The sequence below is a fragment of the Chryseobacterium sp. CFS15 genome, from assembly GCF_031118795.1.
GTDB classification, from domain to species: domain Bacteria; phylum Bacteroidota; class Bacteroidia; order Flavobacteriales; family Weeksellaceae; genus Chryseobacterium; species Chryseobacterium indoltheticum.
Genome location: NZ_JAVHYL010000002.1, coordinates 71,130 through 90,704, shown reverse-complemented (window position 1 = coordinate 90,704; position 19,575 = coordinate 71,130). Strand labels below are relative to the sequence as shown.

The following is a 19,575-nucleotide window of genomic DNA, read 5'->3' as shown; positions in this document are numbered from 1 at the left end:
TTACTTAATAATTCACTTTTGAAGCCCCGGAAATTTTTCTGGGGCTTTTTGTTGAAAAAAACCTTTGGCTTATTAAAAGCGTTTAAGTAAATTAATTAATTTTGAAATACTATCATTAAAATCTTGATTGTAATTGATATTAAATATTTTCACTCCATTTTTTAATGATTTTTCTTGCTTGTAATTATCCAAAAATTGTGTTTTAGCCAAACCTTCATCCCCACCAAAAAAATCTATTGACTTAAAATGTTGAATACCATTATATTCAATTGCTACATTTAATTCTTTAATAAAAATATCAAACCTTTGTCCTTCCAGCCATTTAGGAGAATATTGACTAATGATGGTGTAATTTGGAAACTCTTTTATGACTAGTTGAAGCAAATGCTTTTCCATAACATAACTCCCAACTTCTTTAAATCCTTTTTCTTGCCGAATATGATTTTCTAAGCTCCTATAATTATTCTTCAAACGCGAATAAAAAGTCTTTTTAACCTCATCAGAACCATATATTTTTTTGTCCCAATCTATATATTGTCTCGTAAAACCAGAATTAATGCTTAGCATATCACCTAACAAAGTGTACGAGATTTTATCAACTTTTGCATGACTACGCAAATAATCTAAGCAAAAAAACTCTTCAATTTCGTCTAAGTTTAGTTGATTTAAAAATGTTAGAAATTCGTTATTACTAATCACTTTTTTGGTTCCAAATGATAAGCTTCGCAAAAGGGAATGAATAATTTTTTCGGTTTTTAAATTCTCTTTTTTAAAAAGAATATATGTCAAATATTTTCTTGGAGAAACAAGACCTTCAGCTAAAATATTATCAATCTTTTCTTTTCTACTCCAAAATTTCACATTTCGATAATGATTTAAAATGAAGTTATTTTTATTAAACCATTCATTTTCTGAAAATGAAAATTCAACTGCCTGCATAAATTTTTTAAATTCTTCCTCAGTTTTAAATTTTGTGATAACTTCGGAAAAGTAATGAAGAATAATTCCTGATTTTCTTATATCTGTTTCTCCATAAATCTTTTGCTTATTTGGTAATGCAAAACAAATAACCCAATTCATTCCATTTCCAATTCTGATAATATCTGAACAAGGATACGCTGTTTTATCACCGACTAAATAATTTAACCCATTATAATTTATTAATTTAAATTCTTTACTAATTCCATCTTGGAATATAATTCTATCATTTTCATTTATCTCCTTAAGAAGTCTTTTTTCATTCGCATATTGAGGTTTCTTCGAACGATGAATTTTCTTTAAATCTATTCCAAAATCATTGTTGTATGAGATCTCAATGAGATCATCAATATTGTTTGATAGTTTATCGGGAATTTCCATTTATTTCTTAAGATTTGAAAAATAACAATAATTCTCTAATATTAAATCATTTTCGTTTAACACAAAGAAAAACCCACAAAAAAGGCAGACCTTCAAGATCTGCCTTCAAAAAATATATTGTCGTATTTTTTACTCTACATTTACTACCTTTTCAATTTCAGGAGCATGTTGTTTGATGCTGTTTTCTACGCCTAATTTCAATGTTGAGAAATTAAGAGAACAGGCCGAACAGTTACCTAAAAGTTTTACAAAAACAGTATTGTCTTTTACGTCCAAAAGCTCAATATCACCGCCGTCTTTATTCAAAAACGGACGAATGCTTTCCAGAGCTTCCATTACTCGGGTTACAGTGTCTTCGTGTGTTGTATTTGTCTCCATATTTGGGTTTGGTTTTCAAAAATGTATTTGAAATTATTTTTAATTATTTTTTTGGTGAGCAACCAGCCATTGTTGAAATCTTCACGGCTTCAGTTGGCGGAAGAAATTTATTTCTTTCTAGTAAACTCTCAACCATTTTTTTCGCAGTTTCGGTATAAATTTCAGCAATTTTAGAACCTTCCTGCAAAGCTGCCGGTCTTCCTACATCACCTGCTTCTCTGATACTCTGAATTAAAGGAATTTCTCCTAAAACAGGAATATTTAAATCTTCAGCTAAATATTGCGCTCCTTGGTTTCCAAAGATATAATATTTATTGTCAGGTAACTCTTCCGGCGTAAAATAGGCCATATTTTCTATCAACCCAAGAACAGGAATGTTGATACTTTCCATATTAAACATCGCAATTCCTTTTCTAACGTCCGCTAAAGCAACATGTTGAGGTGTACTTACAATTACAGCTCCTGTTACCGGAACTTCCTGAATAATCGACAAGTGAATATCACCCGTTCCCGGAGGGAGGTCGATTAATAAGAAATCTAATTCTCCCCAAGCTGCATCTCTGATCATTTGGTTCAATGCTTTTGAAGCCATTGGGCCTCTCCAAACGACCGCCTGATTTGCTCCTGAAAAATATCCGATAGAAAGCATTTTCACACCGTAATTTTCGATAGGTTTCATCATGCTTTTTCCGTTTACATCAACAGAAATTGGCTTTTGACCTTCTGTATCAAACATCGTAGGAACAGATGGCCCGTAAATATCGGCATCTAATAAACCTACTTTAAAGCCCATTTTTGCTAACGTTACCGCAAGATTGGCAGCAACGGTAGACTTACCAACACCTCCTTTTCCGGATGCGATCGCAATAATATTCTGGATTCCAGGGATTTGTTTTCCTTTGATCTGGCTTTGCTGAATTTCGCTTGGCTCAGGTGAAACTATTTTAAGTTTTAAATTGATTTCTTCGCCAAATTCGCTTGCAAAAGCCTGCTTCATTGCTGCTTCAAGCTTTTTCTTTTCGTGCATTGCTGGTGAATGCGCTGTCATATCTATATAAACGTCATTCCCCATCACTTGAAAATTAGACACCAAGTCATCAACTTCAATTTCTTTAAGGAAATCCTGAATCTTTTCTTTAGTCAACATAAAAATATAAATTGAGCACAAATTTACGGAAATTTTAGCTATTTAGAATCAATAAACATGCTGATAGATAAATTCTTTTGCTAACCTAAAATTTATGTATTTTAGGGGCGATTTTAATTTATATCCATGAAAAAAATATTATTCGTTCTTTTAGGATTAATTGCTCATAATTCATTTTCGCAAAATTATTCGCAGTATGTAAATCCTTTTATAGGAACGGGCGGTCACGGTCATACTTTTCCGGGTGCCATTGTACCTTTCGGAATGGTTCAGCTTTCACCTGACACGAGAATTGACGGAAGTTGGGACGGCTGCAGCGGTTATCATTATTCAGATTCGGTGATCTACGGATTTTCTCATACTCACTTGAACGGAACCGGAGTTTCAGATTACGGAGACATTATGCTGATGCCAACAATGGGGAGACCGGGTTTGACTCCCAAGGAATATTCATCAAAATTTTCTCATAAAAACGAAAAAGCAACTGCTGGATTTTACTCCGTTAAATTAGACAAAGACAATATCGACGTTCGTTTAACAACGACAAAAAGAGTTGGTTATCACGAATACAAATTTAACAAAGCTGGAAACGCTAATATTATTTTAGATTTAAATCACAGAGATAAACTTCTGGAAGGTGAAGTAAGAATAATTGACAGCAAAACGATTGAGGTTTTTAGAAGAAGTGAAGCTTGGGCGACTAACCAGTACATTTATGCTAGAATTGAGTTTTCAAAACCAATGAAAATTTCAAGTAAAAGCTTTAACGGTAAAAATGAAAACAATACTTTTTCGGGAACTAAATTAGCTTTAGCATTTACCTCAGCAGTAAAAAAAGGTGAAAAAATCAGTGTAAAAGTGGCGATTTCTCCTACAGGTTATGAAGGTGCCGGAAAAAACATGTTAGCGGAAGGTAAGTCTAATGATTTCAATGAAATTCAAAATCAAGCGGTTACAAATTGGAATAAAGAACTTTCAAAAATTGAAGTTAAATCTGACGATAAAAACAAACTGGCAATTTTCTACACAGCAATGTACCATGTTTTCACGCAACCGAATATCAATATGGATGTTGACGGAAAATACCGCGGAAGAGACAATAAATTTTACACGGCAAATGATTTCGGATATTATTCTGTTTTCTCACTTTGGGATACTTTCAGAGGTGCGCATCCTTTGATGACGTTAATTGACAGAAAAAGAACAGCTGACTTTGTAAATACTTTCATTAAACAGCGTGAGCAGGGCGGAAGAATTCCGGTTTGGGAACTGGCTTCTAATGAAACGGAATGTATGATTGGGTATCACGGTGTTTCTGTAATTGCAGACGCGATGGCGAAAGGAATCACCGGTTTTGATTATGAAAAAGCTTATGAAGCCGCAAAAAATTCAGCGATGCAGGATATTTTTGGTTTAAATGCTTATAAACAGAAAAATTATATCAGCATTGATGACGAGCATGAAAGTGTTTCTAAAACGTTAGAATATGCTTATGACGACTGGTGTATCGCTCAAATGGCAAAAATTTTAAACAAAAAAGAAGATTACGAATACTTCATGAAACGTTCTCAAAACTGGAAAAATCTTTACAATCCAGCGAACGGCTTTATGCAGGCGAGAAAAAACGGAAACTGGTACGAGCCTTTTGACCCAAGTGAAGTTAACAATAATTATACGGAAGGAAATTCCTGGCATTATTCATATTTCGTTCCGCAGGATATTCCAGGATTGATTCAGGCTCATGGAGGAAAAGAAAAATTTGAACAATTCATTGATGCTATTTTCTCGGCTTCAGATAAAACAACAGGCAGAGAGCAGGTAGATATTACCGGATTGATCGGCCAATACGCACAAGGAAACGAGCCGAGTCATCACATCGCTTATCTTTATAATTTCGTTGATAAACCTCAGAAAACAGAAGAGAAAATCAAATTTATTCTTGATAATTTCTACAAAAACACTCCAGATGGATTGATTGGAAATGAAGATTGCGGACAAATGAGCGCATGGTTTATTTTAAGCTCAATGGGAATTTATTCCGTAACTCCGGGGAAACCTGAATGGGAAACAGTAACGCCTTATTTTGATGAGGTTACATTACATTTAGAAGACGGAACGACAAGAACCATCACTAAAAACACTCCGAAAAGTGAGCTTAAATATTTAGGTTTTGAAAATGTAAAACTGGTTAAAGACATGAAATATGCAGAACAAACTGCTTCGCCCATTATTAGCGCAGATCGTCTTTTTGAGTTTACCACTCAGGTAAAAATCACTCCTTTGAATGAAAAAGATAAAGTGTATTACATGACTTTGGATGAAAATGATGCCAACGTAAGGAAAACTTTTAAAGTTTATAAGGAACCATTTACCATTAACAAAACAACACAGGTTTCTACTTACGCTGAAAGAAATGGTGAAAAAAGCGGAATTACAACAGCCAACTTCAACAGAAGACCAAACCATTGGGATGTTACTATTAATGCAACCGTAAATCCGCAATATACAGCAGGAGGAAAATTGGCAATTATCGATGGAATCAACGGTGACACCAACTGGAGAAAAGGTGAATGGCAAGGTTATCAAGGTCAAACTGTAGAAGCAATTATTGATTTTAAATCTCCACAACAGATCAATGAAATTTCGTCAACCTATTTACAAGACAGCAGAGCGTGGATCTTAATGCCTAAAAAAGTGGAATATTACGCTTCCATGGACGGAAAAACATTTATTCTTCTTAAAACTTTAGAGAATGACATCGATCCTAAAGATACTAATGTTCAAGTAAAAGATTTCAGAACAACGGTTCTTCCAACTGAAGCAAGATATGTAAAAGTAAAAGCGTATCACTTCGGTATACTTCCGGAATGGCATCAAGGTGCAGGTGGTGAAGCTTATGTTTTTGTGGATGAGATTTCTGTGAAATAATAAGTTTAAATTTAAAAATAATAAAACCTCTTCCGATTTGGAAGAGGTTTTTTGTTTTGTATTTTGCGTTTTTGGAATGCTTCGACTTCGCTCAACATAACATTTTTAAGCATTATATTTATTTTTACTGCACTATGGCAGTTAGTATTATCGATGTCATGCTGAGCCTGTCGAAGCATCTAATATTAATGAAGGAGATTCTTCACTACACTTTGTTTCGTTCTGAATGACAAATTGGGCGTCAATTCATTCTCTCCGACCAGTTCAACACTTCCGGCAATTCTTTATCTGAAAATTCTATATGAATCACTCTTCGTTTCTTTCCGTTTGTTGTTCGGTTGGAACCATGAAGAAGCAAAGGTTTCATGATCATAATTCCTCCTTTTTCTACGTTGCAGATATTTTCTGTTTCTACACTCCAATCGATAGTTTCGGGTCTGTAGATTCCTTTTGCATGAGATTTTGGAACAACTTTTAAAGCGCCATTATTTTCATCGGTATCATCTAAATGAATTCTTATCGTAAAAATATTTTCAAGAATATCTAAAGGCGGCTGCACGGCAAACTGATTCTGTTTGGTCGTCCAAGATCCAAAGTTTTCTAAATCTATTTTTTTATCGACAGAAATGGTTAAATCCTGATGATACGCAACATACCAGTTTGATTTTTCAGGTTTATCGAAGTAGATACTTTTAACCACAAGATACTTTTCGCCGAAAATTTCTTTGATGATCTCTTTTAAATTTTCATTAAAAACCAAATCTTTCACATCGGGAACTTCCTTTAAAAACTGTCTGATTGCAAAAAGATCTTCCGACTTTCTGAACGTCTCTTTTGAAGTATCAATATTCTGAATGACTTTGCTGATTTCTTCAATTTCTGTATCTGAAAAAATATTGTTGATTACTGTGAAACCGTTTTCCTGAATTAGATTTTTATGATTTTGTAAATTCATTATTCTAAGTTTTTACTTCCATACGTTTGTCATTTTGAAAGAAGCGCAGTGGATTGAAGAATCTATTTTAAACACAAAGATCGCAAAGATTTTTTTAAAATGTTTGAAAATATTTTCCGTTCGCAAAGGCGTTCCACTCAGCAAAGGAATATAATATTGATCATTCTGGAGAAATCTTAATTATAGTATCAGAAAAAATGAAAAGATTTATGCTTGGATTCTTTCAGAATGACAAAGTTTGTGGTTATTTCTATAATGAAAATAACGACTGCAACCCTAGCCCCGATTGAAATGACATCCTTTTTGGTGGCGGGTGGAGCGAAGCGGAACCCGTAACCAAAAAGATATAATGGAAAGCGGGATAAAGCTTCAAATAAAAAAATGGTCAATAATGAAGATTAAAAATTCACTATTGACCATTCATTAGCCTAAGCTAAATAAATTTATAAAGAATGAATTGTCAATTGTGAATTCGCCTTGCTTGTGAATTTCACATTAATAATTCACATTTTCACTAGCGAAGTTAAATTGACATTTCACCATCAACTACATATCTCCCCCATGATTATCAAGCTGCCCTTCCCATTTTGAAACAGCAGAAGTTGCTAAAGCATTTCCTAAAACATTGGTCATACTTCTCGCCATATCACAGAAGTGATCGATAGGAAGAATTAAAGCAATTCCTTCCGGTGGAATTCCAAACATGGAGCAAGTGGCAACGATAATTACCAGTGAAGCTCTTGGAACTCCGGCAATCCCTTTTGATGTTAGCATTAATACCAAAAGCATTGTAATCTGTTGTCCGATAGACATTTCAATCCCATAAATCTGGGCGATGAATATCGAAGCAAATGTCATATACATCATACTTCCATCCAAATTAAATGAATATCCTAAAGGTAAAATAAATGACACAACTCTATTGTTGCAGCCAAATCTTTCTAATTCTTCAACCAGTTTAGGGAAAACAGCTTCCGAACTTGTGGTGGAAAAAGCAATTAACAAAGGTGATTTTATTCTTCTTAACAATTCGAAAAGACGGTTTCCTAAGATTAAATATCCTACAATCAATAAAACAAGCCACAAAACAGCGATCGCAAAGAAAAAGTCTCTTAGATAAATGGCATATACTTTAAAGATTTCAAAACCATTTGTTGCGACAACAGCTGCAATTGCACCCAGCACACCAAGCGGTGCAAACCACATAATATAACCTACCATTTTAAGAATCGCATGTGCAATCACATCAAATAATTTAATAACAGGCTGCGCATATTCGTCTCCCAAATTAGCTAAAGCAACTCCAAACATAATCGAGAAAACGACAATCTGAAGTACTTCGTTCGTCGCAAAAGCTTCAAAAATACTTTTAGGTACAACATGTTTTACAAAATCTTCCATTGAAAACCCTTTGCTCGATTTTAAAAGTTCTTCGGCAGAAGCAGCGTCCTGTATCGGAAGTTTGGTTACATGTCCCGGTTCAAGCCAGTTTACCAAAATCAAACCGATGAAAAGAGAAACAAGAGATGCAGAAATAAACCAAAGCATTGCTTTTGATCCTACTCTACCAATCATTTTAATATCGCTCATTTTGGCAATTCCCACCACCAAAGTTGTAAAGACCAAAGGAGCAATAATCATCTGAACCAGTCTGATGAAAATAGTTCCCAGGAGTTTTATGTTTTTTGAAAACGGCTCTGCGCTGTCAGGATACTGTAAATGAACGAAGCCTCCGATTGCTACACCCAAAATAAGTGAAACAATGATGGCAATAAATAGTTTGTTTTGTCCTTTCATATCTATTATCAATTGGCACAAATATAATAGTTTTATAATTGTGGATAAAAGTTTGTTTACAAGCGCTTAAAATTTAATTATTTTGAAATTAAACCACACATTATGAAAAACTTAAAAGACCAACTTTTGTATAATTATTATTTTTTTAGATAAATGGTATAGATTTTATTATTACATTTGAGTCTAACGAAAACATTAAATTATCTTAATTATGAAAAAAACAATCACAATGTCTGCCTTAGCTTTGGCAATATCATTTGGAGCTATTTCGTGTAAAAAGAAAGTTTCTGACGCTGATCTTCAGACGCAGGCAACAACTATTGTTGCGGCTAGTCCTACTGCGACTATCGAAGTGAAAGAAGGCGTGGCCCATCTTGGCGGAACCTTTGCAACTCAGGCTGAAAAAGACGCTGCTATAAAATCTCTTAAAGAAATAAAAGGAGTAAAAGATGTACATGATATGGCAACTGTTGAGGTTGCGCCACCACCACCGCCTGTAGAAACTGCATCTGCTGTAGATCCTATGATTCAGCAAAAAGTGCAGGATGCAGTGAAAGACTTCCCTTCTGTAAAAGTAGAAGTTGTAAACGGAGAATTAACGCTTACAGGAAATGTATCTGCTATTCAGGCGAGAAAAATTAAAGAATCTGTAGATGCTTTAAAAGTTGGAAAATATAATAATAACTTAGTTGTAAAATAATCAAAGATGAGCACATTACAAGATAAATATTCAAGCGTAGTTGCTGCTGCTCAGTCTGCAGGAGTTTCTAATCTTCAGGTTCAGGAGCAGGACGGTATTCTTTATGTTTCCGGAAATGCATCAAATACCGCTGCAAAAGACGCAGTCTGGAACGCGCTAGGCACCATTGACTCTACCTATTCTGCAACTGATATTAATATTGATGTACAGGTTGCAGGTCTTGCAGCAGGTGCAAATCTTACAGTAGCTACTGAAGATTCTAATCTTAACATCAGACAAGAGCCTTCTACTGAAGCTGCTGTTGTAGGAAAAGCGGCTAAAGGTGCTTCTGTAACTTTAGTTGAGCAAACTTCAGACGATTGGTGGAAAGTAAAAACTGCCGATGGACAGGAAGGTTATGCCTACTCAAGATATTTGAAGGCATAATTTTTAACTTAAGTTTAAAAAATTAAGAAACATCCCTTTGTTGGGATGTTTTTTTGTTACTTTTGCGACTTAAACATCAATAATGAGAAAAAAAATTTGGTTACTGTTCTTTGTAGTCAGCAATTTATTACTAAATGCACAAAAATTTAGCATAGACGGAAAAGTTTTAAACTTTGAAAAGAAACCAATTGAAAATGTAACCGTTTATTTACTGAAACAAAAAGACTCCTCTATTGTCAATTATACACCGACTAACAGTGAAGGAAAATTTTCTCTAAAAACTGATGAACTCTTCGAGTCAACTATTTTGAAAATTGAAGCTGACAAATACATATCGTATTCAAAACGTTTTGATATAATTAACCAATCGGTTCCGCTGGGAGAAATTGAACTTGAAAAAAACTCCTTTCAAAATATTGAAGAAGTAAAGATTACAGCTTCGCCTGTTAAAATTAAAAAAGATACGATTGAATTTAATGCTTCGTCCATAAAAGTGCGACCGGACAGTAAAATTGAAGAACTTTTAAAGCAAATTCCGGGAGTTGAAATTAGCAATGACGGAAAAATAACCGTTAACGGAAAAGAAGTTGACCAGATCATGATCAACGGAAAACCATTCTTCGATAAAGACGGGAAAATAGCATTGCAGAATCTTCCGGCTGATATTATTAAAAATATCCAGTTTACTACTACGAAAACCAAGGAAGAGGAATTGAGTGGCAAAGCTGCGAAATCGAATAATACAACCATTAATTTTAATATTGACGAAAAGAAAAACAAAGGCTTACTATCACGCTTAACAGCTGGTTACGGTTCTGATGAACGCTATGAAGGCAGTTTGCTTTTAAGTTATTTTAAAAAAGATACCAAAATCAGCCTTTTGGCTTCGTCAAATAATATCAATTCTCAGGGATTTTCTAATGATGAGGTTTTCGACAGTATGGGACACGGCAGAAATTCGTGGATTATGCAAGGCGGATCTGTGATTACAGACGGCGGAAACACCTATTACACACAAGGCGGAAACAATACGAAAGGAATCCAGAGAAGCACAACAATCGGTTTTAACTACAGCGATAAATTTGATAAAAATTCAGATTTGGAAACTTTAAGTTTAATGCACATCAATAATAATTTAGAAACGAGATCTAAAGTTTCCAGAACGACGTTACTTCCTGATTTTACTTTAAAGACCAACTCTGAAAACAATGGTGAAAACGAAACGCGACAATATAATTTTGACACCTCAGTTAGAATTAAAATTGATACGCTTACGAATATTTATTTCTCACCCAATTTTTCCAGAATGGAAGGTTTTAGTTTTAACAATTCAAAATCATCTACTTTAAGAGATAATTTACTCCTTAACGAAAGTGATTCTTACACAAGTAATAAATCAGAAAACAATAATTTCTCACCAAATCTATATTTCTCAAGAAAATTTAAGAAAAAAGGACGGGTGGTTTCTGCCAATATGAATACCACGATTTCAGAATCAAAAAAAGAAAATACCAATACATCTTCAACGATTTTCTATCAAACCACAGATCCGAATGATATAAGAAATCAGCTTTCCAAAACAAAAAATCAAACCAATAGATATCGATTTACGACTGCATATTCCGAACCGATATCTGATTCATCGAATATAACTGTAAACTTGACGTACGAAAATAAATTGAGCAGAAACTTAAGAGACGTCAATGATTTTGATTTGAGTAACGGTCAGTATTCCGATTACAACGATGCCTTGTCAAATACGATGAGTCAAAAAATTAATCAGTTCAGCCCTGAAATAAGTTATGAACTCAATAAAAAGAAAATCAACTTTTGGGCTTCGGCAAGTGTAGATATTACAGATATGAATGTGAACTCATTCTTCAATAACCAACAATACAATCTGCAAAACAGTTTTACATTGCCAAGCTTTAATATGAATTTTCAATATCAGTTTTCAGACAACAAAAGACTGAGTATTTACAATAATGGCGACTTCTCAATTCCGACAGCAGAACAGTTGAGTCCGTTTACAGACAACATCAATCCTTTGGTGAGCTATCGTGGAAATCCGGAACTAAAAAACAAATGGCAAAACTCTACTTACATTTATTACAGCAATTATAATATCGTGAAAAACATGAATTATTATATGAACTTAAGTTTCAATTACTATAATAATGATGTGACCAACTATTCTTACTACGACGACTCTGGGAAGCAGTTTGTAACATACGCCAACGTCAGCGGAAACAAATATGTAAACCTGGGCGGTGGTTTTTCTAAAACATTCAAATGGAAACAGAATAAACTGATTTTAAGCCCAAGATTTAATATGAATTATGGTTACAACAGAGGCTTCATCAATGCAGATCAGTTTACCAGCGAAACATACAGCATCAATCCAAGCTTCAACTTTACGTATGAATTAAAAGATAAAATCACCATCAAACCATCCTATTCTTTGGGTTACAATTTCTCAGAATACAAAAATTACAGCGTTGGAAATGTAAAAACCAGCAATCAGATTTTAAAAATGGAGCTGACTAATTATGTTTTTAAAAGTAAACTTGTTTTTGGAAATGATTTTGAATACAACACAACGTCAAACATTGCGCCCGGCTTCAAAAGAGATTTCTACTTCTGGAACACCAGTTTAGGATATTCATTCTTTAACAAACAGCTGACTGCAAAGGTGAAAGTGTACGATGTTCTTAATCAAAACCAAAGTGTAAGACGTACCATTACCAACACTTATTTTGAAGACAGAGAAGATTTAATTTTGAAACGTTATGTAATGTTTTCTTTAACCATGAAGCTAAACAAGTTTGCAGGAAAGAAAGCAGAAGTAAAATAAATACGATCATTTATTGAAAAATAACCGGAGAATATTTCCGGTTATTTTTGTTTTAAAATATTTTGCTCAATTCATTATTGTACGTCTTGAAAAATTTTGATTGCAGATTCGTTAATTCGAGTGTCCGATGAAATCAGAATGTATCGAGAATCAGTGAACGGAAGCACAAAACCTGCTTCCATCAAAAACTCTACGATACGCTTTTTGAAAAACCTAATCGAGCTGACGAGAATGAACCAAATGCACAACGAATTATTATTCAGGTTCTTCTGCACTTTTCTTTCTGTCAATTGATGAATTCTTTGCAGCTTTTACCAATTCATTTACCTCAGCGTAAGCATCCTTCCAATCGGGAACCTCTTTCATCGCAGTGAGTATATTAAAATAAGATCTCAATGTTTTTTCTAAACTTCGGGGCACTGATGAAGCACTTTCCATTTGCCGAAGACCCGCATTAGCTTCTGTCTGTTCCTCAAAAATATCTTCAAAATATTCATGCCTGGTTTTCATTTCAGCAAAAGCAACAGATAGGGACAGGTTGGCGATTTTCTGAGTATTTGCAGGAAACTCCAGCTCTTCAATCAGTTTTTTCATCTGCGCCGTTTGTGAAGAATAGCTCATCCGATCAAGGTCTAAACCAAACTGCACAAAAATCTGATACAAGTCTTCCGCATCCTGATAATTCGGCACCGAAAACACCTGTCGGTATCCATTTAGAAAAGCTTTAAGGCTGCTGAAAGCAACATCTCTGTCGTGATCTGCCGCTGCAACATCTTTTCCTTTTCCGCTGAAAGATTTTTTGGTATACACCGCATCATAATCTGCATAATGCGTCGTGAGCTCGTTCATCAAAGGATGATTTGCCAACATCGGATATTTTCCGGAAGTCGAAACAGTGATCGTTCTTTCTGTGAGTGTCGCCAAATCTTTGGTGCTCACTCTTTGTAATGAAATTTTCATACGTCAAATGTGTTTTTATTATTAATAATTTAAAAATTACTTTAATCAAATATAAAATAAATTGTATTTAAATACAAACACTGTTGTTTATACTCAATGTATGTTGATTTTAAGTACAAACACCCCTGTTTCAATTCAATGTCAATTGATTTTGAATACAAACAACCCTGTTTGGACTTTATGTAAATTGATTGTGAGGGCAAACATGGGTGTTTGGATTTAATGTATGATGAGTTTGAATGGAAATGGAGTTGTTTTGGTTTAAATGCTTTTTTATTTTATTGTAGGAATGAGGAAAACCGTAAAAATGGTTGATATGAGTGTATTATATTTACAAGACAAAAAACTATAAAATTTAACTTTATGAAAACAAAATTCTTTCTTTTATTCATAATTATTTCAACACTTTCATTTTCGCAAAACCTTGAGTCATCAACAAGGAAATTTATTGATCAAGCTCAATTTACACAAATAAACAAAGATTGGAATGTGATAGCTGAGTTTGAGTCTGGAATTGGTGAATATGTAAATTTCTACCCAATTGAAGTAATTAATATTAAATCTAATACAAAAGTAAAAGCATTACAATTAGATATGTATGTTAAAAAGCCAGAAGTAAATAAAACTGCATGGGTTGGGCTTGATGAAATTGATGAGTTTATAATTTTCATTGAAAAAAATGTCATTCCTAATCTTGATTTAAAATTCAAAAAAAAATCAACGGAATATATTTTTAAAGCTAAAGAAATGACATTTTCTTATTTAGTTGATGAGAAAAGAAAAAGAATATCTATTACTCTAAATAATTATGATGGAAATGGAATTCCTAATTATTATTTTTGGACAGAAACACAAGTTACTAAAATTCCCAAACTGTTAGAGGTTCTGAAACAGATTAAATAACTACTGAAATTTGAAAATTTATACTATGAAAATCAAAATATTATTTTTAGCTTTTGTTTCAAGTTTTTGCTTTTGTAAATCTCAATCTTGTGATGAAATAATAAAATATGTAAAATCAAAAAATTCAGGAATAACATATTATAGTACAGGAAGTAGTGCTATTTCACAAGTAACTTTCTATTCTATATATGATAATTATAAAACTTATTATTTTGCAATCGTAAAATTTACAAGTAATTATTATCGTGAATACATATATCAAGTTGGATCAAATACAGGCTATAACTATTCAATGAAATACATGAACAGTGCTGGAGAAGCATTTTGGAAATTTATTCATCCATATAATAAAAGTTTAGGATGTGCTCCTACTTTTGATTAAAATAATTATAGGTAAATCCCACGCTGGTGCGAGCATCTTGCTCGTACCTTTTGTTAAGAGCGGACACAAGCGAGACGCTTGCGCCAGCAAAGGAGAAAATATAACTAAAGCCTTGTCAAGGTTAATATTCAGAATAAAAATAACCTTGACAAGGTTAATCGAAAACAACAAAAGGCCAGAAGAAATTCCGGTCTTTTTCATTGCCCACCATTTCATTTTTAAAACCATAACAACCAAAACTATTTAATCATTAAATTAGCATCAAAATTTTATCAATGAAGAACTACTTTTCAATGTTGTTGATGTTTTTGTTTTTTGTAGGAACTGCACAAAACAACCAGCCAAAAGACACGTATGTAAAAGACAATTTCACAAAACAGGAATTTTATATTCCGATGCGTGACGGAACAAAATTATTTACGGCGGTATATATTCCGAAAGATATTTCGAATAAAAATAAATATCCTTTTCTGATGCAGAGAACCTGCTACAGTATTGCGCCATACGGTGAAAATGAATACAAACAGAGAATTGGTCCGAATCAGTTTTTAATGAAAGACAAATATATTTTTGTGTATCAGGATGTTCGTGGAAGATACATGAGTGAAGGGATCTTCACCAATATGACACCACAGGTCGAAAGAAAAACCAAAAAAGATATTGACGAAAGTACAGATACCTACGACACCGTAGAATATTTGGTAAAAAACATTAAAGGCAACAATGGAAAAGTCGGGCAATTCGGAACTTCATATCCAGGATTTTACACTGCGGTAGGAACTTTGGCGCAACATCCTGCTTTGGTGGCGTCTTCTCCGCAAGCTCCGATTTCAGATTTCTGGAACGATGATTTCCTACATAACGGAAGATTTATGATGGGGTATTTCAGAACTTTCCCTGTTTTTGGAATTCAGAAAACAAAAGCTGAAAACAAAGCATGGTATATGGATACTTTCGTGAAACAAACTTCAGAAGACGGTTTAAAGTTCTACCGGGATATGGGAACGTTAAAAGATGGTTATGAAAAATACTATAAAGATAATTTCTTCATGACCGAAATTATGAATCATCCCAATTACGATGAATATTGGCAGAAAAGAAATCTTTTACCACATCTTAAAAACATCAATCATGCTGTAATGACTGTTGGTGGATGGTTTGATGCAGAAGATCTTTCAGGACCTTTAAATATTTACAAAACCATTGAAAAAACAAGTCCAAAAGCTAAAAACACCATCGTGATGGGACCATTTTCTCATGGAGGTTGGGGACGCGAAGATGGAAAACATTTTCATAATCAAATTTACTTCGGAGACAGCATTGCAACCTATTATCAGAAAAATATTGAAACAAAATTCTTCAATCATTATCTAAAAGGAAATACAAAACAGGATGCCGGTTTACCGGAAGCTTTAATGTATGATACAGGTGCAAAGGAATGGAGAGAATTTGCAACGTATCCGCCAAAAGAAGCTAAAAAAGTTAGTTTTTATTTAGCCAACGGAACTTTAAAAGACAATTCAGGACAAGGATTTTCAGAATATTATAGTGATCCGAACAATCCTGTTTTAAGTTCTGATAATCTGAAAGATTTTAACGGATTTACACCAAGAAATTACATGTCGGAAGATCAAAGATTTGCTGTCGGAAGACCCGATGTCTTGACTTTCACCACAGATATTTTGACGGAAGATCTTACTTTTGCAGGAGAATTGATGGCTAAATTAAATATCGCTTCAACTTCCACCGATGCAGATTTCGCAGTGAAATTAATTGATGTTTATCCTGAAGATTTTAAACCTACCGAAAAGAAAGAGGGCGTGATCTACGGAAATTATCATCAAATGGTAAGAAGTGAAATTATGCCTGCAAGATTCAGAAACTCCAGAGAAAAAGGGGAAGCTTTGGTTGCTAATCAAAAAACAGCAGTGAATTTCAGACTGCAGGATGTGGTTCATACTTTCAAGAAAGGACACAAAATCCAGATACAAATTTCCTCAACATGGTTTCCGCTTTTTGCCATTAATCCTCAGAAATTTTTAGACAACCCAAATTTTGCTACGAAAGAAGATTATACGAAAGCGTTTATTAAGGTTTTTGAAGATTCTTCGATTGAAGTTGAGGTTTTGAAATAAGTTAGAAGTTAGAAGTTAAGCTTGTAAAGAATAGCAGTGTGATTTGCACTGCTTTTTTTATTCCTCAATCGTTCTGAACGTCAAATTCACTCTCGGAGTTTTTACTTTTGTCGTTGGCGGAAGTCGATGCAGCCAGTTTTCCTGCGTTATTCCTTTCATCACCAATAAACTTCCGTTCTCCAATGAAATATCTATTCTTTCTTTGGAAATTTTATGTTTAAAAGAAAACTTTCTTTCCGCTCCGAAGGTCAAAGATGCGATTGCTCCGTGTTTCTTCAAATCTTTTTCGCCATCGCTGTGATACGCCATTCCTTCACTTCCGTCGTGATATAAATTCAGAAGACAAGAGTTGTAAGTTTCACCGGAAACTTCTTCACATTTTTGTTTTAAGGCTAATAATTCGGGAGTCCAGAGTTTTGCATATTTCGTTCGGTTTGAATAAGTGTATTCAAATATTTTTTCGCCAAACCAAGCAACTTTTCTCTTGGTATAGATCAGTTTTCCAAAAATAACCGCTTCATCATTTTCCCACGGAATATGATTGATTAAATATTGATAATATTTCTCACATTCAGCATCGGAAAAAATCTTTCCGTAATATTCTGTGACACCGTCTTTGGGAAGAATATTGATTGGGAAATCTTGTATGTCCTCGAATAAATTCATCTTTAAATTTCAATATTTAATTTTAAACCATTAAGATTCAATTAATGAGTTGAGATGGTTAAGTTGAGCTTCGCTTTAAGCAGTCAACTTCATTAAAATCTATTTGATTTTCCTTAATTAAACTTAACTTTTTAAGAACAAATCTTAATGGTTCAAAAAATAATTCAATTCTAATCTTCCAAATAAACCTTCGAACTTTCCCAACCAATTATCAGCTGTTTTCGATCGCTTCCCCACATATAACCGCCAATTTTCCCTGAAGATTGTATCACACGGTGGCAAGGAATAAGAAACGCAACAGGATTGCTTCCAATGGCAGTTCCGACAGCCCGAGAAGCTTTTGGATTTCCTATTTTATCAGCTAAATTTCCATAAGTTGACAATTTCCCCATTGGAATCGTTAATAAACTTTCCCAGACTTTGAGTTGAAAATCGGTTCCTTTTAAATGAAGCTTGATGGTATTGAGCTTTGACCAGTCTTTTGTAAAAATTGATAATGCATTTTGCTGAAGCTCATCATGTTTTTCAAAAAAAGATGCATTGGGAAATTTATTTTGTAAATCTCTCAATGCATTTTCTTTATCTTCTTCGAAAGCCATATAACAGATTCCTTTTTCGGTGGAAGCTGTGATGATTTTTCCAAATGGGCTTTCAGAAAAACTATAATTGATATGTAAATTTTTTCCGCCATTTTTATATTCTGCAGGCGACATTCCTTCAATTTTCACAAACAGATCGTGCAATCTGCTTGTACTTGAAAGTCCGGTCTCTAATGCAGCATCAAATAGCGTGGCTTTTTCTTCTTTGAGTAAACTTTTTGCATGTTCAAGACTGATGAACTGTAAAAATCTTTTCGGACTTGTTCCTGCCCAATCTGTAAATATTCTCTGAAAATGTGCCGGACTTAGATTTACCTTTTCAGCAACCTCATCCAAATTAGGTTGAAGCTTAAAATTGCTCTGAATAAATTCTATTGCTTTGGCAATTCTCTGATAATCTATTTCGTCTTGTGTGAACATTTCATTTTGTTTTGTATCACAAATTTCCAAAGAAAAACTGAAAGAAAAAATCCGTTTCCTGCGGAATTTTAATCTTTGTTGATGTGATAATATGCCAACATTTTATAATACAGTTTTGCTGCTAAAAAGGCACTTGGTTTTGAATACGCAGAATCCATTAATTCAACAATATCAAAAGCAACAACGTTACATTTTTCGAAAACTTTTCTTAATAATTCTAATGTTGGATACCATTGTAAACCACCTGGTTCCGGAGTTCCTGTAGAAGGAGCAATTGACGGATCGAAAGCATCCAAATCAATCGTAATATAAACATTTCCTGAAACTTTTTCTAAAACATCATTCACCCAGTTTTCATTATTGGCAATTTCATGAGCGAAAAATACTCTTCCTTCCGGTAAATATTCAACTTCTTCAGCATCCATTGAACGGATTCCCACCTGAACTAAATTATGTTTCTGATTCGCTTCAAAAACCGCACAAGCGTGATTAGAAGTAGAGCCGTGGAATTCCGGACGTAAATCCGTGTGAGCATCTAATTGTAAAACTGTAAGGTTTTCAAATTTTTCTCCCACCGCACGAATCGAACCGATAGAAACCGAATGTTCTCCACCAAAAAGGGTAAACAATTTATCTGTTGCCAAAAGCTCTTTTGTTTTCTGATAAACCGCTTCCGTCATTGCTTCAGGTGTAGAGTTTTCAGAAACTTCTCCAGCTAAATAAACTCCCTCCAAATAAGGTTCTGTACCTGTTTCGATGTCATAAAGCTCCATGTTTTCAGAAGCATCCAAAAACAATTCAGGACCTTTATCTGCCCCTTTCCCCCAGGTTGAAGTTCCATCGTAAGGAACTGTTACCAAAACTACTTTTGAATTTTCTAATGAAGCATTTTCTTCAGGAATTCCTGCGTATGTTTTCATATAAAGATATTTATTGTTTTTAAAGGATATATGCAATCGCTACATA

Annotated in this window: 16 protein-coding genes; 7 read left to right on the top strand and 9 right to left on the bottom strand. The window is 34.0% G+C overall.

The window, feature by feature from the left end:
- Positions 1-72: 72 nt before the first annotated feature.
- The 3 genes from OH814_RS03195 to OH814_RS03185 all read right to left on the bottom strand — a co-directional run bounded on the left by OH814_RS03195 (position 73) and on the right by OH814_RS03185 (position 2,884).
- On the bottom strand, positions 73-1,359 hold the full coding sequence (locus tag OH814_RS03195; protein WP_308827061.1) for a hypothetical protein: 1,287 nt from the start codon (positions 1,357-1,359) through the stop codon (positions 73-75).
- A gap of 129 nt (positions 1,360-1,488) precedes the next feature.
- Entirely contained in the window at positions 1,489-1,737 is a 249-nt protein-coding gene (locus OH814_RS03190; protein WP_074229552.1) for a NifU family protein, read from the bottom strand.
- 43 nt (positions 1,738-1,780) lie between these two features.
- Positions 1,781-2,884, bottom strand: a complete 1,104-nt coding sequence (locus OH814_RS03185) for an Mrp/NBP35 family ATP-binding protein (protein ID WP_308827060.1) — start codon at positions 2,882-2,884, stop codon at positions 1,781-1,783.
- A gap of 126 nt (positions 2,885-3,010) precedes the next feature.
- Here OH814_RS03185 and OH814_RS03180 point away from each other — a divergent pair, with 126 nt between their 5' ends.
- Complete coding sequence (locus OH814_RS03180) at positions 3,011-5,812, top strand: GH92 family glycosyl hydrolase (protein WP_308827059.1); 2,802 nt, start codon at positions 3,011-3,013, stop codon at positions 5,810-5,812.
- A 241-nt stretch (positions 5,813-6,053) separates the two neighbouring features.
- On the opposite strand, the gene OH814_RS03175 is transcribed toward OH814_RS03180, so the two are convergent.
- The gene (locus tag OH814_RS03175; protein ID WP_308827058.1) at positions 6,054-6,767 is read right to left on the bottom strand and encodes a phytanoyl-CoA dioxygenase family protein; all 714 of its coding nucleotides are present in this window, start codon (positions 6,765-6,767) and stop codon (positions 6,054-6,056) included.
- Between the two features lie 546 nt (positions 6,768-7,313).
- Positions 7,314-8,564 (bottom strand): dicarboxylate/amino acid:cation symporter, encoded by a 1,251-nt coding sequence (locus tag OH814_RS03170; protein ID WP_076562041.1) that lies wholly within the window; start codon positions 8,562-8,564, stop codon positions 7,314-7,316.
- A 211-nt stretch (positions 8,565-8,775) separates the two neighbouring features.
- Between OH814_RS03170 and OH814_RS03165 the strand changes: the two genes are divergently transcribed.
- The 3 genes from OH814_RS03165 to OH814_RS03155 all read left to right on the top strand — a co-directional run bounded on the left by OH814_RS03165 (position 8,776) and on the right by OH814_RS03155 (position 12,544).
- Positions 8,776-9,264 (top strand): BON domain-containing protein, encoded by a 489-nt coding sequence (locus tag OH814_RS03165; protein ID WP_076562042.1) that lies wholly within the window; start codon positions 8,776-8,778, stop codon positions 9,262-9,264.
- Between the two features lie 6 nt (positions 9,265-9,270).
- A complete protein-coding gene (locus OH814_RS03160) occupies positions 9,271-9,690 on the top strand; it encodes an SH3 domain-containing protein (RefSeq protein WP_076562043.1) in 420 nt (139 codons plus the stop codon).
- A gap of 82 nt (positions 9,691-9,772) precedes the next feature.
- Positions 9,773-12,544, top strand: coding sequence for a TonB-dependent receptor (locus OH814_RS03155; RefSeq protein WP_308827057.1), 2,772 nt, complete (start codon positions 9,773-9,775; stop codon positions 12,542-12,544).
- Between the two features lie 255 nt (positions 12,545-12,799).
- Here the strand turns inward: OH814_RS03155 and OH814_RS03150 are convergent, their stop codons facing one another.
- A complete protein-coding gene (locus tag OH814_RS03150) occupies positions 12,800-13,504 on the bottom strand; it encodes a DUF6261 family protein (RefSeq protein ID WP_308827056.1) in 705 nt (234 codons plus the stop codon).
- 363 nt (positions 13,505-13,867) lie between these two features.
- Between OH814_RS03150 and OH814_RS03145 the strand changes: the two genes are divergently transcribed.
- The 3 genes from OH814_RS03145 to OH814_RS03135 all read left to right on the top strand — a co-directional run bounded on the left by OH814_RS03145 (position 13,868) and on the right by OH814_RS03135 (position 16,924).
- Positions 13,868-14,407: a hypothetical protein gene (locus tag OH814_RS03145; RefSeq protein WP_123887183.1), complete on the top strand. Its 540-nt coding sequence runs from the start codon at positions 13,868-13,870 to the stop codon at positions 14,405-14,407.
- 25 nt (positions 14,408-14,432) lie between these two features.
- Positions 14,433-14,789, top strand: a complete 357-nt coding sequence (locus OH814_RS03140) for a hypothetical protein (RefSeq protein WP_308827055.1) — start codon at positions 14,433-14,435, stop codon at positions 14,787-14,789.
- Positions 14,790-15,064: 275 nt separating this feature from the next.
- A complete protein-coding gene (locus tag OH814_RS03135; protein WP_308827054.1) occupies positions 15,065-16,924 on the top strand; it encodes a CocE/NonD family hydrolase in 1,860 nt (619 codons plus the stop codon).
- Between the two features lie 57 nt (positions 16,925-16,981).
- On the opposite strand, the gene OH814_RS03130 is transcribed toward OH814_RS03135, so the two are convergent.
- From OH814_RS03130 to speB, 3 genes are all read right to left on the bottom strand, one after another.
- Positions 16,982-17,590, bottom strand: coding sequence for an alpha-ketoglutarate-dependent dioxygenase AlkB (locus tag OH814_RS03130; RefSeq protein ID WP_308827053.1), 609 nt, complete (start codon positions 17,588-17,590; stop codon positions 16,982-16,984).
- 170 nt (positions 17,591-17,760) lie between these two features.
- Entirely contained in the window at positions 17,761-18,609 is an 849-nt protein-coding gene (locus tag OH814_RS03125) for a methylated-DNA--[protein]-cysteine S-methyltransferase (RefSeq protein WP_308827052.1), read from the bottom strand.
- A gap of 68 nt (positions 18,610-18,677) precedes the next feature.
- Positions 18,678-19,529, bottom strand: coding sequence for an agmatinase (gene speB / locus OH814_RS03120; protein WP_076562051.1), 852 nt, complete (start codon positions 19,527-19,529; stop codon positions 18,678-18,680).
- Positions 19,530-19,575 lie beyond the last annotated feature (46 nt).